The 14,517-nt window shown below is 64.0% G+C and carries 12 protein-coding genes and 1 tRNA gene; 6 read left to right on the plus strand and 7 right to left on the minus strand.

Features of this window, described 5'->3' with window-relative positions:
* Nucleotides 1-236 precede the first annotated feature (236 nt).
* Genes N805_RS12780 through N805_RS12790 form a run of 3 tightly spaced genes read left to right on the plus strand, consistent with a single transcriptional unit; the run spans nt 237 to nt 5,361 of the window.
* Nucleotides 237-2,483 carry an ATP-binding protein gene (locus N805_RS12780; RefSeq protein WP_028613471.1) on the plus strand — a complete coding sequence of 749 codons (2,247 nt, stop codon included), beginning with the start codon at nt 237-239 and terminating at the stop codon, nt 2,481-2,483.
* 15 nt (nt 2,484-2,498) lie between these two features.
* On the plus strand, nt 2,499-2,960 hold the full coding sequence (locus tag N805_RS12785; protein WP_028613470.1) for a response regulator: 462 nt from the start codon (nt 2,499-2,501) through the stop codon (nt 2,958-2,960).
* Between the two features lie 13 nt (nt 2,961-2,973).
* On the plus strand, nt 2,974-5,361 hold the full coding sequence (locus N805_RS12790; RefSeq protein ID WP_028613469.1) for a hybrid sensor histidine kinase/response regulator: 2,388 nt from the start codon (nt 2,974-2,976) through the stop codon (nt 5,359-5,361).
* A 131-nt stretch (nt 5,362-5,492) separates the two neighbouring features.
* Here N805_RS12790 and N805_RS12795 read toward each other — a convergent pair.
* Nucleotides 5,493-5,567: transfer RNA gene (locus N805_RS12795), tRNA-Gln, on the minus strand.
* 259 nt (nt 5,568-5,826) lie between these two features.
* On the opposite strand from N805_RS12795, the gene N805_RS12800 reads away from it, so the two are divergent.
* The gene (locus N805_RS12800) at nt 5,827-6,069 is read left to right on the plus strand and encodes a hypothetical protein (protein WP_012271609.1); all 243 of its coding nucleotides are present in this window, start codon (nt 5,827-5,829) and stop codon (nt 6,067-6,069) included.
* A gap of 128 nt (nt 6,070-6,197) precedes the next feature.
* Nucleotides 6,198-7,268, plus strand: a complete 1,071-nt coding sequence (gene zapE, locus N805_RS12805) for a cell division protein ZapE (protein WP_028613468.1) — start codon at nt 6,198-6,200, stop codon at nt 7,266-7,268.
* 127 nt (nt 7,269-7,395) lie between these two features.
* Here the strand turns inward: zapE and N805_RS12810 are convergent, their stop codons facing one another.
* Nucleotides 7,396-9,285, minus strand: a complete 1,890-nt coding sequence (locus N805_RS12810; RefSeq protein WP_028613467.1) for a propionyl-CoA synthetase — start codon at nt 9,283-9,285, stop codon at nt 7,396-7,398.
* Nucleotides 9,286-9,463: 178 nt separating this feature from the next.
* On the opposite strand from N805_RS12810, the gene N805_RS12815 reads away from it, so the two are divergent.
* Entirely contained in the window at nt 9,464-10,330 is an 867-nt protein-coding gene (locus N805_RS12815; RefSeq protein ID WP_028613466.1) for a LysR family transcriptional regulator, read from the plus strand.
* Here the strand turns inward: N805_RS12815 and N805_RS12820 are convergent.
* The 5 genes from N805_RS12820 to N805_RS12840 all read right to left on the minus strand — a co-directional run bounded on the left by N805_RS12820 (nt 10,304) and on the right by N805_RS12840 (nt 14,349).
* A complete protein-coding gene (locus N805_RS12820; RefSeq protein WP_028613465.1) occupies nt 10,304-11,458 on the minus strand; it encodes an HPP family protein in 1,155 nt (384 codons plus the stop codon). The two genes, N805_RS12815 and N805_RS12820, sit on opposite strands and share 27 nt — an antisense overlap.
* Nucleotides 11,459-11,741: 283 nt before the next feature.
* The gene (locus N805_RS12825) at nt 11,742-13,061 is read right to left on the minus strand and encodes a sensor histidine kinase (protein WP_028613464.1); all 1,320 of its coding nucleotides are present in this window, start codon (nt 13,059-13,061) and stop codon (nt 11,742-11,744) included.
* Complete coding sequence (locus tag N805_RS12830) at nt 13,058-13,726, minus strand: response regulator transcription factor (protein WP_028613463.1); 669 nt, start codon at nt 13,724-13,726, stop codon at nt 13,058-13,060. The genes N805_RS12825 and N805_RS12830 overlap by 4 nt, the downstream gene beginning before the upstream one ends.
* Complete coding sequence (locus tag N805_RS12835; RefSeq protein WP_028613462.1) at nt 13,727-14,041, minus strand: PepSY domain-containing protein; 315 nt, start codon at nt 14,039-14,041, stop codon at nt 13,727-13,729. It lies immediately after the preceding gene.
* Nucleotides 14,041-14,349, minus strand: coding sequence for a PepSY domain-containing protein (locus tag N805_RS12840; RefSeq protein WP_028613461.1), 309 nt, complete (start codon nt 14,347-14,349; stop codon nt 14,041-14,043). The genes N805_RS12835 and N805_RS12840 overlap by 1 nt, the downstream gene beginning before the upstream one ends.
* Nucleotides 14,350-14,517: the final 168 nt, after the last annotated feature.

The following is a 14,517-nucleotide window of genomic DNA, read 5'->3' on the forward strand; positions in this document are numbered from 1 at the left end:
GTAGCAGCGAGGCAGCGCAACGGTGGTGGCATCAAGCCATTTTTTGGTATTAGCGATAAAGCGATAGCGCCCCGTAAAAAAAAAAGCCGGAACAGCGCAGAACCCTAGGCCACCCCCGTGTCTCCAATGGCCGAGGGCCGGTAAATGTGCCTGGTTTCTGGTAGGGTGAACCACGTTCCTCCAGCGCCAGGCACCTGGGCCATACATGGACGGACATGACAGGAGCGTTTTCATTGATGACTGCAGACACCACGCTGGCAGAAGCCATGGAGCGCTGTGCCCGGGAACCGATCCACGTGCCGAGCAGCATCCAGCCCCACGGTTTTCTACTGGTGCTGGACCCCATCGACCTGTGCGTGCTGCAGGCCAGTGAAAACGTTGAACACTGGTTGGGCTTGCCGGCCCGTGAACTGATCGGTTGCCCCTTCGCCAATCTGGTCCGCGATGGCTTTGACCTGCACGCGCAGCTTGCACGGCTGCCCGAAGATGAAGTCTTCCCCTTCCACATCGGCGACGTGCGCTTGCGCCAAGGTGCGCCCTACGGCAACCCGCTGCATTTGCTGGTGCACGGCCACGACGAAGTACTGATTGCTGAATTCGAACCGCCTCGCCTGTCGCCGGAGCTGGCCGGGCAAGGCGACTATTACCCGCTGGTGCGCAACTTTGTCGGCAGCCTGCAATTGGCCAGCAGCCTTGAAGACCTGCTGCAGCAAACGGTGGTGCAGCTCAAGCGCATTACCGGCTTTGGCCGGGTCAAGGCATACCGTTTCGATGCCGAGGGCAACGGCCAGGTACTGGCTGAGGTGGCCGACCCAGGCTACCCCGGTTACCTGGGCCTGTGCTTTCCGGCTGCAGACATCCCGCGCCAGGCGCGCGAACTGTACCGGGTCAACCGCATCCGCGTTATCGAGGATGCCAACTACCAGCCCTCGCCCCTGCTGCCGGCCATCAACCCGCGCACCGGCAAGGCACTGGACATGAGTTTCGCCGCGCTGCGCAGCGTCTCGCCGGTGCACCTGCAGTACATGCGCAACATGGGCACGCTGGCCTCGATGTCGCTCTCGATCGTGGTCGACGGCGAGCTGTGGGGGTTGGTGTCGTGCCACCACCAACAGCCGCGCGCGGTGGACCTGCGTACCCGCACGGCCTGCGAGTTGCTGGCCAGTGTGCTGTCGCTGCAGATCGAGTCCCGCGAGTCCCATGCCAGCACGCGCAAGCTGCTAGCGTTGCGCCAGCACATCGTGCGCATGATTTCGTCGATGGCCGATCACGACAGCGTCAGTGACGGCCTGCGCGACCTGCCCCAGGTGTTGCTGGCCTTTGCCGGTGCCCAGGGCGCCGCAGTCATCTCGGCCGAACGCTGTGACCTGATCGGCCAGACCCCACCTGAAGCCCAGGTGACTGCACTGGTGCACTGGCTTGGCCAGCGCGGCGAAGACACGGTGTTCCACAGCGACAACGTGCGCCGCGACATCATTGACCTGCCCGAGCTGGCCACCCATGCCGGTGGTGTATTGGCGGTAGCCATCTCGCAGATCCACTCGCACTACCTGCTGTGGTTCCGGCCCGAGCAGGTGCGCACGGTGAACTGGGCGGGCCAGCCGACCAAGCAGGTCGGGCCGCAGGGCAACCTCGACCCGCGGCACAGTTTCGAACGCTGGCAGGAAGAACTGCGCGGTTATAGCGAGCCTTGGGACCCGTTGGTGATCGAGGGCGTGCTGGAACTGCGCACCGCCGTGCTTGGCATCGTCCTGCGCAAAGCCGAAGAACTGGCACAGCTGGCCGGCGATTTGCGCCGCTCGAACAAGGAACTCGAAGCGTTTTCCTACAGTGTTTCCCATGACCTGCGCGCCCCCCTGCGGCACATCGCCGGCTACACCGAACTGCTTGGCGAAATGGAAGGCCAGGGCCTGAGCGAACGCGGCAAGCGCTTTCTGCAACATATCGGTGAAGCGGCGCACTTTGCCGGCACCCTGGTCGACAACTTGCTCAACTTCTCGCAGATGGGCCGCTCGGCCCTGCGCCTGTCCGACGTCGACCTGAACGCTCTGGTCGAAGCCATTCGCAGCGAGCTGGCCCCCGATTACGAAGGCCGCGCAATCGTTTGGGACATCGCCCCGCTGCCCAAGGTGATCGGCGACCCGGCGTTCATCAACATGGCGTTGCGCAACCTGATCGCCAATGCCATCAAGTACACACGCGGCCGTACACCGGCACACATCGGCATCAGTGCCGTACAGCATCCTGGCGAAACCGAGATCTGCATCCGCGACAATGGCGTGGGCTTCGACATGGCCTATGCCAACAAGCTCTTCGGCGTATTCCAGCGCCTGCACCGCATGGAAGACTTCGAGGGCACAGGGATTGGCCTGGCAAGTGTGCGCCGCATCATCGAGCGCCATGATGGCCGGGTCTGGGCCGAAGGCCAGATCGACCAGGGCGCAAGCTTCCACTTCACCCTCCCCCGAAATACTGCTACCTGAGGCACCGCTACCATCATGCTCAAACCCATCCTGCTGGTCGAAGACAACCCCCGGGACCTGGAACTGACCCTGCTGGCCCTGGAGCGCAGCCAATTGGCCAACGAGGTCATCGTGCTGCGCGACGGCGCCGACGCACTTGACTACCTGCTACGCCGCAACGCCTATGCCGCACGCGATGACGGCAACCCTGCCGTGCTGCTACTGGACCTGAAACTGCCCAAGGTCGATGGCCTGGAAGTGCTCAGGGAAGTACGCGCCACTGCCGAACTGCGCAGTATCCCCACGGTGATGCTGACCTCCTCGCGGGAGGAGCCCGACCTGTTGCGCGCCTATGAACTTGGGGTCAACGCCTACGTGGTCAAGCCGGTGGATTTCAAGGAATTCGTCGCCGCCATCTCCGACCTCGGGGTATTCTGGGCAGTGCTTAACGAACCGCCACCCGGCTCACTGCGGCTGAACCGTCGCGGTAGCAATTGAGGCCGCCGCAACGATGCAGCAAACACCATTGAACCTCCTGATGGTCGAAGACAGCTCGATGGACGCCGAGCTTACCCTCATGCGCCTGGAACGCAGCGGGCTGCATGTGCAGTCACAGCTGGTGTTCGACCATGTGGGTGTCGAACATGCCCTGCGTGAGGCCCGCTACGACCTGATCCTGTGCGATTGCGTGCTGCCGGGTTCGTCTGGCACGGAGGTGCTGGCCATCGCCCAGCGCCTGGCACCGGACACTCCGTTCATCTTCCTGTCCGGCATCTACGGCGAAGAGCACGCGGTGGAAATGATCCGCCTGGGCGCCACCGACTATGTATTGAAGAAAAACCTGCCACTGCTGCCCAAGGCCGTACGCCGGGCACTGACCGAAGTACAGGAACGCCAGCGCCGGCGCCGCGCCGAAGAGGCCCTGATCGATGTCGAAGCACGTGCGCGGATTGCCATCGACGCCGCCGGCATGGGCACCTGGGACCTGCGCCCGCAAGAGCGTCTGCTGCTCTGGGATGACCGCTGCAAGACCCTGTTCGGCCTGCCTGCCAGCACCGAAATGACCCTTGAAGTGTTTTACGCCGGTATCTACCCCGACGACCTGCCACTGGTACGTGAGGCGGTGGAACACGCCATGCGCCCGGAAAGCGGCGGCCGCTACCGGGTCGAATTTCGCATCGCGCCACCCAACGGCCTGGAACCGCGCTGGTTGCTCAGCAGCGGCCAGAGCCAGTTCGTCGATGGCCAGTGCGTGCGTTTTTCCGGCGTGCTGCAGGACATCAACACGCAACGCCTGGCCACCCAGGCGCTGCGTCAGCTAAACGAGATGCTGGGGGAAAGGGTCGAACGCCGCACCCGCGAACGCGACCGTGCCTGGGAGCTGTCGCAGGACCTGCTGGCCGTGCTGAACAAGGACCTGACCCCAGTCGCACTCAACCCCGCCTGGGAAGCCAGCCTGGGCTTCTCTCGCGAGCGCCTGAGCCAAACGTCGTTGCTGCACCTGCTGCCCGAGCCCGACCAGGAACTGCTGCTGACCGAACTGGCTGCCCTCGCCCATGGCCGTACCAGTGTACGTTTCGTCGGCCGCATCCTGCATGCCGGCGGCCAGCAGCGCTGGCTATCGTGGGTGGTGGTGCCGGAAGACACCCTGCTGTATGTGGTGGCACGCGACATCACCAGCGAGCGCGAAGCCGCCCTGGGCCTGGCAGAAGCCAACGCCCGCCTGCGCGAACAGATCAACGAACGCGAGCGCATCGAGGCGGCGCTGCAGCAGATGCAGCGGCTCGAAGCCGTCGGTCAGCTGACCGCTGGCGTAGCCCACGACTTCAACAACCTGCTGACGGTGATCCTCACCGGCGCCAGTTTCCTTGAGCGCGACCTGGCCAAGGCCGACCTGGACAAAGCGCGCACGCGCCTCACCCACATCCGCGAAGCAGGCGAGCGTGGCGCCAAGCTGACGTCGCAGCTGCTGGCCTTCTCGCGCCGCCAGCGCCTGGAGCCGGTTGCGCTCAACCTCAACCAGACCCTGGCCGGCCTGGAAGAGCTGTTGCGCCGCACCCTGGGTGGCAACGTCTCAGTGCGCCTGGACCTGGACCAGGCCCTGTGGCAGGCACTGACCGACCCCACCCAGACCGAGATGATCATCCTCAACCTGGCGATCAACGCCCGCGATGCCATGCCTGACGGCGGCCAGCTGACCCTGACCACCCGCAACACCCGCATCGATAGCCGCCCGCAACGCCCGGAAGACCCTGACCCGGGCGAGTACGTGATGCTGAGCATCCGCGATACCGGCTGCGGCATGAGCGAAGACGTGCTGACCAAGGTGTTCGAGCCGTTCTTCACCACCAAGGACATCGGCAAGGGCTCGGGCCTGGGCCTGGCCCAAGTGTTCGGCTTCGCCAAGCAGTCCGGGGGAGGCGTGCGCATCGACACCGCGCCTGGCCACGGCACCCAGGTGGCGGTGTACCTGCCCGCAGTAAAGGACCAGGCCGTGAGCGAGCCGGTGGTACCGATGCCCAGCCAGTCGGTGAGCGAAAGCGGCCGCAACCGCACGGTGCTGCTGGTGGATGATGACCATCTGGTGCGTGACATGCTGGGCGACGTGCTGCGCCAGTATGGCTACCAGGTGCGTCAGGCGCACAGCGGCGAACAGGCATTGGCGTTGCTGGACAACGAGATCGACCTGCTGCTTACCGACTTCGCCATGCCGGAATTCAACGGCGCGCAACTGGCGCTGGCGGCCCGCGAAGGGTTCCCGCATCTGCCGGTGGTGTTCCTGACTGGCTATGCAGAGTTACAGGGGCTGGAGTTGCCGGGCAGCGTGGTGATCCAGAAGCCAGTGCAGGGGGATGAGCTGGCGAGGGTGCTGAACGAGATGCTGGGCATTGCCGGGTAACCCGCGACTGCAGGAGCGGCCCGGCAAGGCCGCTCCTGCAGCAATCGTGTGGCGGGGTTAAAAATACGGAAACGACAAAACCCAGCGCTTATCTTTCTAAGCACCGGGCATATACGTTTGAATCTGGAAAATGGCAGGGGCGGCTGGATTCGAACCAACGCATGGCAGGATCAAAACCTGCTGCCTTACCGCTTGGCGACGCCCCTGTATCGGATGCAGCATTCGCTGCTCTGACAATTCCAACTGAGTGACAACTGGGTTGTTGTCTTGGAATGCGCGGCACTTTAACAACAAACTTTCGGTCTGTGAACCCCCTGATGAAAAAAAATTGCCAAAAAACAGCGGGTTAGTCATTTCAGCGTTGTGGCCGCGACCATCCGTCGCTTTCCCTCCGCTTCGCTTCAACACAATCGCATTCCTCCCTTCCAATCAGATAAGCCCATTGCATTGACCAAGGAGGACCTCATGCCTGTCTCCCACGACCTCTACCAGGACCTGCACTACCCGCGTGAAATCGTCCAGCAACGCCGCCAGCAGGACAAGGCGCTGGACCGGCTGCTGGATGAGTACATGGACATCGACAACCAGGTGCTGGCCGCCGAATCGATCTCGGCAGGCAACTTCGTCGACGAAGACCTGCGCCACCTCAAGGAGCGCCGCCTGGCAGTGAAGTACATGATCGAGCGCCAGCTGGAGCGCAAGGCCTAGGCAAATGCCGGTGTGCGGCCTGACCTATCGCATGAAGTGATCATTGCCGGTCACTTTCTGTATTAGTCAAAATGGCCGCCCTCGGGCAAGCTGCACGCTGCCCTGCCATCGCCCAAGGAGCGTTGCTTGTGTCTGCCTGGATCCCTGCCCCACTGCGCCAGCTTGGCCAGCGCCTGCGCGGCGCGCCCGCCAACCAGAGCGAACTGCTCGACTGGTTCGAGGACAAAGCCCGAAGCCGGGGTTACCAGCTGAGTAATGACCAGCGACGGGTGATCCACAGCATGGCCGAACAACTGGCGCTGCTCGAACAAGGCCAGCCGCGCAGCCTGTACCTGTACGGCTCGGTGGGGCGCGGCAAGAGCTGGCTGCTGGATGGGTTCTTCCAGGCGGTGCCGGTCGAGGCCAAGCGCCGCCTGCATTTTCATGACTTCTTTGCCCGCCTCCACCAGGGCATGCACCGCCATCGGGCGCTGGACGATGCGCTGGGGGCGACCCTCGACGAACTGGTGGGTGGCTGCCAGGTGCTGTGCTTCGACGAATTCCACGTGCATGACATCGGCGATGCCATGCTGCTTACCCGCCTCTTCAACGCCCTGTTCGCACGCGGCGTGTTTCTGCTGGTGACCTCCAACTATGCGCCCGAAGGGCTATTGCCCAACCCGCTGTACCACGAGCGCTTCCTGCCGGTGATCCGCCTGATCAACGGGCGCATGCAGGTTCTGGAAGTGGGTGGCGACACCGACTTCCGCAGCTTGCCGGCCAACCGCGAGCACCAGCGTTTTACCCAAGGCCACTATGTATGGCCAGGGACGGCAGCCCAGCGCCAGGCGCTGGGCGTGCCGCACGAGCAGCCGGTAATGCTTGAGGTGAACAAACGCCCCCTGCGCGCACAGGCCATCGATGGCCGGCGGGTGGTGCTTGGCTTTGACGATTTGTGTGAAAAGGCCACGGCGGTGATCGACTATCTGGCGCTGGCGCAGCAGTACGATGAATGGATCATCGATGGGCTGGATGACCTGGCGGAGTGTTCGCTGGCGGCCCAGCAGCGCTTCGTCAACCTGGTGGATGTGTTGTATGACCAGGACCGACAGGTGACAGTGATTGGCAAACGGCCGCTGGAAGAGAGCCTGGGCGGGCCGCTTGCCGACCTGATGCGTACCCGCAGCCGGCTGGGGCAACTGCACCAGGTAGCCCCCTAGAACTGCATTGCCCGCACCGGCCTCATCGCGGGCAAGCCAGCTCCTACAGGTACGGCGGAGGCTTCAGGGCCTGTGATGAAGCTGTGGGAGCTGACTTGCCGGCGATGAGGCCCGGAAGGTCAAAGCATCAACCCGCCCTGGGCAAATCCGCCAGCACCGCTTCGATCTCCCCAAGCACCGCCGGGTCATCCAGGGTCGAAGGCGGCACATAGTCCTGCCCATCGGCAATCTTGCGCAGCACCGCGCGCAAGATTTTCCCCGAGCGGGTCTTGGGCAACCGCTTCACCAGCCGAACCCGGTTGAAACAGGCCAGCGGGCCAATCGCCTCGCGCACGCTCCCCACCAGGTCCACCAGCAACTGCGCCTCGGCAATGCCCTCGCCGTCCTTGAGCACAACCAGCGCCAACGGCACTTGCCCCTTGATTTCATCGTGCACGCCAATTACCGCACACTCGGCCACTGCCGGGTGGCAGGCCACCAGGTCCTCCATTTCGCCGGTGGACAGCCGGTGCCCGGACACGTTGATCACGTCATCCGTGCGCCCCATGATGTAGACAAAACCGTCATCGTCCAGAAAGCCGCCGTCGCCGGTGTGGTAATACCCCGGGTAGGTGCGCAGGTAAGCCTGTACGTAACGCTCGTGGTCGCCCCACAGGGTCTGGCTGCACCCGGGTGGCAGTGGCAAGGCGATGACGATCGAGCCCTGGTGGTTGGGGCCCAGCAAGTGCCCCTCGTCATCCACCACACGCACGTGGTAGCCCGGTACCGCCCGGTTGCTTGAGCCCGGCTTTGCCGCACTGCCTTCCAGCCCCACACAGGGCGCGGTGACCGGCCAGCCGGTCTCGGTCTGCCACCAGTGGTCGTGCACCGGTTTGCCAGTGACCCGCTCCAGCCATTCATACGTGCTGGAATCGAGCTTCTCACCTGCCAGGAACAGCTGGCGCAGCGAGCTGAGGTCGTGCTGGCGGATCAACTCGCCCTCCGGGTCTTCCTTGCGGATGGCACGCATGGCGGTGGGCGCACAGAACAGCGCGTTGACCTTGTATTGCTCCACCACCCGCCAGTAGGCCGAGGCGTCCGGGGTGCGGATCGGCTTGCCTTCGTAGAACACCGTGGTACAGCCGCTCATCAGCGGCCCATAGACGATCAATGAATGGCCGACCACCCACCCGACATCGGAAATGCCCCACCACACGTCGCCGGCCTGCATACCGTAGATATGGCGCATGGCATAGCACAGCGCCACAGCATTGCCGCCGTTTTCCCGGACGATGCCCTTGGGTTTGCCGGTGGTGCCTGAGGTGTACATGATGTACAGCGGGTCGCCGGCATCCAGCTCCACCGGTGGCACCGGCTGGGCGCCGGCCAGGGCTGCCTGCCAGTCCAGGTCGCGGCCTGACTGCAGTTCAGCCTGCACCTGCGGCCGTTGCAGCACCAGCACATTGCGCGGCTGGTGCCGGGCCAGTTGCAGGGCGCGGTCCACCAGCGGTTTGTAGGCGATCTCCTTGTCGAATTCCAACCCGCAGGAGGCCGTCAGCAGCAGCGTGGGCCGGGCGTCATCGATGCGCAAGGCCAGCTCGTTGGCGGCAAAGCCGCCGAACACCACCGAATGCACCGCGCCAATCCGCGCGCAGGCCAGCATGGCCATGGCCGCTTGCGGCACCATGGGCATGTAGATGATCACCCCGTCGCCCTTTTGCACCCCTAGCTGGCGCAGCAAACCGGCCAGGCGCGCCACTTCGTCGCGCAACTGGTTGTAGGTATAGGCCTGCTGCACGCCGGTGACTGGCGAATCGTAGATCAGCGCCAACTGCTCGCCACGGCCCTGCTCGATCTGGTGATCGAGGGCCAGGTAGCAACTGTTCAGGCGGCCATCGGCGAACCAGCGGTGGGTACCGTCGGCGTTTTCTTGCAGGGTCAGGCCAGGCTTGCGGTGCCAGGCCAGGTGCTCGGCCTGTTCCGCCCAGAACGCGGCAGGGTCGGAAATGGAATGGGCGTAGCTGTGCTGGTAGCTCATATCGAAGGGAACCCGGTACTTGTTGTTATTGAAGGGCGAAACCTGAGTATGGACCGCTACACCCGCGCCGCCATGGGACTAAAGTCACAACCGACCTGCAAATTTGCAGACAACGCAAAAACGCCCCATATCGGTGCAAACCCCCTAGAATAGGCCACCCTCAGCCACCGAGCAGCCCATGGATATCGAACAGGCCCGAACCTTCCTGGAAATCGTACGTTGCGGCAGCCTGGTCGCCGCCGCCGAACGCCTGTTCGTGTCACAAACGGCAATTACCGCCCGGGTGCAGCGCCTGGAGCAGCAACTGGGCTGCCAGCTGTTCGTGCGCAGCCGCAACGGCGCCAGCCTGACCAGCGATGGCGAGGCATTCGTCAGTTATGCCAACCAGCTGGTACAAACCTGGGAAGCGGCGCGTCGTGACCTGCCGCTACCCGAGGGCTGCCAGCAAGTGCTGCATGTGGGCGGTGAAGTGAGCCTGGGCAACCCGATGATGCTCGACTGGGTCAGTGCCCTGCACCGTGAACTGCCCAGCCATGCCATCCGCAGCGAAGTGAGCGACGGCGAATCGCTGCTGCGCAAGGTCGAAATGGGTTTGCTGGACGCCGCGCTGGTGTACCAGCCGACCTACGGGCCGGGCCTGCAGGTGGAACAGTTGATGGAAGAGAAGCTGATCCGCGTGCGCCGGGTCGACCAGCCAGAGCCCTATATCTACATCGACTGGGGCGAGGCCTTTCGCCGCCAGCACGATGCCGCCCTGCCCGACTGCGCCCGCCCAGCGCTCAGTTTCAACCTGGGCCCACTGGCCTTGCAGTTTATTCTCGACCAGGGCGGCAGCGGTTACTTCCGCACGCGGGTGGTGCAGGCGTACCTGGACAGCGGCGTGTTCGAACGGGTGCCGCAGGCGCCGGAATTCACCTACCCGACCTTTCTGGTGTACCCACGCAAACGCGACAGCGAAGCCCTGCAACAGGCCTTCGCCATCCTGCGCCGGCTGGTAGCCGCCGGCGCCAGCGACTGGTCACAACGCTGGGACCCGGTTATATGAAGCCTCGGCTTTGCTGAGCAGCTGGCGCTTGAGGCCGGCGATCAGGTCGGTCTGGGTAATCACCCCCACCAGCTGGTCGGCATCGAGCACCGGCAGGCAATGCAGGCCCTGCTCGCACAGCAACGGCAGCAGGCGCTCAAGCGGGTGTTGGCTGCTGACACTGACCACCCGCCGGCTCATCACCTGCTCCATGCGCACCGCCTTGCGGCCGAACAGACCGCGCCAGCTGAAGCGGCCACGCTGCATCGCCGGGCCAACCAGGTCGCTGAGGCTGACGATACCCACCAGCTTGCCCTGCTCCAGCACCGGCAGGGTTTTCAGGTGATGGCTGGTCAGCATTTTCCAGGCCTGCTCCAGCGTGGTGTCAGGCGTGGCGAACTGCACATCGCGCGACATCACCGAGGCCGCAGTGATACCGCCAAGGCTGCGCTGCAGGGCGTGCTGCTCGGTGGCGAGGATGATGCGTTCCAGCTCGTCACGGGTGACATCGACGAACTCACCCAGCTCTTCCAGAGCCTGGTCCAGGTCCTCGCCACGGATGCCGACCCGCTCACTGGGCAGTGGGTCATGGGTGTGGTGCACATCTTTGCGCGGCGCTACGCCTTTCGGGTAGCGCACCCCGGTAAGGCGGTTGTAGATAACCGCCACGCTCACCAGGATCAGTGCATTGAGCAGAATTGGCTCAAGCAGGTGGTCACCCATGGCGGTCAGCCCTGAGTCGGCCAGCACTGCACTCACCGCCACCCCGCCACCTGGCGGGTGCAGGCAGCGCAGCAGGCACATGACCAGGATCGACATGCCCAAGGCCGCAGCCGCCACCCACAGTTCCGGGCCGAAGCCTTGGCGCATGGCCAGGCCGACCGCGCCCGCCAGTGCGTAGCTGCCCAGCACCGGCCAAGGTTGGGCCAATGGGCCGGAATGCACGGCGAATACCAGCACTGCCGAGGCCGCCAGCGGGCCCAGCAGGTGCAAGGCGATGCCGGGGCCATAGGCCATGCTGGTCAGCCAGCCAGCCAGGAACAAACCGAGCAACGCGCCGATTCCGGCACGCAACCATTCTTTTGGAGAGGTATTCAGGGGCGCCGGCAACAGGCGCTGCAGACGGCTTTCGGAACGCGAGGCAGACATTTAAGTAATCGGGATCTTGGTTTTTTCTGATTAAAAAGAAAGCCCAGCCGAGCTGGCCTGGGCCTCGTATTGCGCGTGCAATACCGCAAGGGGCTCCGTCCGTGGAGAGATGGAAACCGCAGGGTTTCGTGAGGGGGATTTTGCCGGGTGGAGGGAAATTGGGCTAATTCAAAAAACTGCGGCTGTACTGCAATTTTTTTGCAGTACTGACATGGCTTCGGCGGATTGGGTACACCTGTGGGAGCGGCCTTGTTTCGCGATGGGCCGCACAGCGGCCCCGGCATTACCGAGCCTTGCGCGGCAGGTCGATGCTCGCACGCAACCCGCCCAGCGGGCTCTGTTCCAAGGCCAGACGCCCGCCCCAGGCGTCGACGATATCGCGCACGATGCCCAACCCCAGCCCATGCCCGTCCACCTGCTCGTCCAGCCGCGAGCCACGCTCCAGCACCTGCAGCCGTTGGTTCTCAGGGATGCCTGGGCCATCGTCATCGACCCACAGCTGGTAACCCCCGGCATTCGGCGCAATGCTTATTCGCACCTCGCTGTCCGCCCATTTGCAGGCGTTGTCGAGGAGGTTACCCAGCAGCTCCAGGAAGTCCTCGCGGTCCCACGGCAGCAGCAACCCGGGTGGCACGTCCCTGGCCAGTAGCAAGCCCTCCCCGTGAATCATGCCCAAGGTGCTCAGCAACCCCGGTAGCTCGGCGTCGCAATCGAACTGCGCGCCCGGCAGCGCATCCCCTGCCAGCCGCGCACGGTTCAGCTCTCGCGCCAGCCGTTGCTGAATCTGCTCAAGCTGCTCACGCATCTGCGCGCTTACCTCCGGCAGATCCTTCAGGCGCGCGCTGGAGGCCAGGCTCAATAGCACCGCCAGCGGCGTCTTGAGCGCATGCCCGAGGTTACCCAGGGCATTGCGCGAACGGCGCAGGCTGTCTTCGGTATGGCTGAGCAAGTGGTTGATCTGCCCTACCAGCGGTGCCAACTCACTGGGCACCTCCTCATCCAGCTGCGAGCGTTGGCCCTGCTGCAGCTGGGCAATCTGCTGGCGTGCCCGCTCAAGCGGGCGCAGCGAGCGGGTAACCGTGATGCGCTGCAGCACCAACACCAGGATCAACGCCACCAGACCCATGCCCAGGCCGATCTGCTGCATGCGCCGGAAACCTTCGCGCACCGGCGAATAGTCCTGTGCCACACTGATCGAAATGTCCTGACCCAGGCGCCGGTAGTCGGCGCGCAGGGCCAGCAGTTGCTGCCCTTCCGGGCCGAGTTCATGGCTATCGGAAAGCCCGGGCGCCGATGGTTTGGGCATGTCCATGTCCCACAGCGAACGAGACCTCCAGGTACCTTTGTCAAAATCGATGCGGAAGTAGTAACCGGAAAAGGGCCGTTGGTAGGCAGCCGAAATACGCCGCTCATCCAGCTGCATGCCGGACGGCCCACGCACCAACGCCACCAGCAGGTTCTCGCTTTCCTTGCGCAGGCCGTTTTCCAGGTAGCGTTGCAGGCCAGCTTCGAACAGCCACAAGGTCAGTTGCGCCAGCACCACGCCGACCACCACCAGCACCGCCACCAGGCCCAGGCTAAGGCGCGCCTGGATCGACTTCACTCGGCGCTCCCGGCATAAATGTACCCTTGCCCGCGACGGGTCTCGATCACGCTACGGCCCAGCTTGCGCCGCAGGTGGTTGACGTGCACTTCCAGCACGTTGGAGTCGCGCTCGGTTTCACCGTCGTAAAGGTGCTCGGCCAAGTGGCTCTTGGACAGGATCTGCTGCGGGTGCAGCATGAAGTAACGCAGCAGCCGGAACTCGGCGGCGGTCAGCTGCACATCCATGCCATCACGGCTCACGCACTGACGGCTTTCATCCAGGTGCAGCCCGGCTGCCTCCAGTTTCGGCTGGTTGGCCAGGCCCCGGGCACGGCGCAACAATGCCTGGATACGCAATTGCAGCTCTTCCGGGTGGAACGGTTTGCTCAGGTAGTCATCCGCGCCGGCCTTCAGCCCTTCGATGCGCTCGGCCCACGAGCCACGGGCGGTGAGGATCAGCACCGGCGTGGCCAGGCCGGCCGCGCGCCACTGGGCCAGCACGTCCAGGCCCGGCAAGCCCGGCAGGCCAAGGTCGAGAATGATCAGGTCGTAGGGTTCGCTCTGGCCCTGGTAAACCGCGTCGCGGCCGTCGGCCAGCCAGTCCACGGCATAGCCCTGGCGCTGCAGGCCGGCGGTCAGTTCGTCGGCCAGCGGTACATTGTCCTCGACAAGCAACAGGCGCATTCAGTCGTCTTCCTCGTCTTTGAGCAGGGCGCCGGTGCTGGCATCGAGCTTGATCTCGCGCACCACACCTTCAACCGTCAGCAGTTCGACTTCATATTCGTAGCGGTCGTCGTCTTCTTCCAGCTCGGCTTCCAGCAGACGCGCCCCGGGGTGACGCCCCAGGGCGGTTTCCAGCAATTGCTCGAGCGGCAGGATGACGCCCTTCTGACGAAGCTTCAGGGCTTCGTCCTGGTCAAGGTCGCGGGCAGCGGCCAGCGAGCACACGACCAGCAGCGCCAGCGCGAGGTAGCGCGCCGGCCGCGGTAAGTGGATCATCAGTTGTCCCGCTCATCCTTCAGCACTTCACCGGTCTTGGCGTCCAGCGCCACGTCCCACTCGACGTTCTGGGTGTCGCGCAACTCGACCTTGTAGATGTAGCGACCGTACTCGTCTTCAAGCTCCGAGTCGGTGACGGTGGCGCCGGGGTGCTTGGCCACGGCGGTGGCTTTAAGCTCGTCCAGCGACTTGATGGTCTTGGCGTTGGCCAGCTTGACCACTTCGTCAGGCTGTACATCCTTGGCGAAAGCGGCATTGGCGCCCAGGGCGAGGGCGGCGGCGGCGAACAGGGCAGTCAAGGTTTTCATCGTTCTTCTCTCCTGAGAACTGTGTAAGTTGTCTACGGGGTTAAGACTAACCACCGGTCCTTAATTCAACCTGAAAACAACTGGCGCCATGATAGCGCAGTTACACCGTCAGCCAGACCCGGTCTCCTGCAGGAGCAGCCCTGTGCTGCGAAAGGACCCGTGCAGGCA

Source organism: Pseudomonas putida S13.1.2 (assembly GCF_000498395.2).
GTDB lineage: Bacteria > Pseudomonadota > Gammaproteobacteria > Pseudomonadales > Pseudomonadaceae > Aquipseudomonas > Aquipseudomonas putida_Q.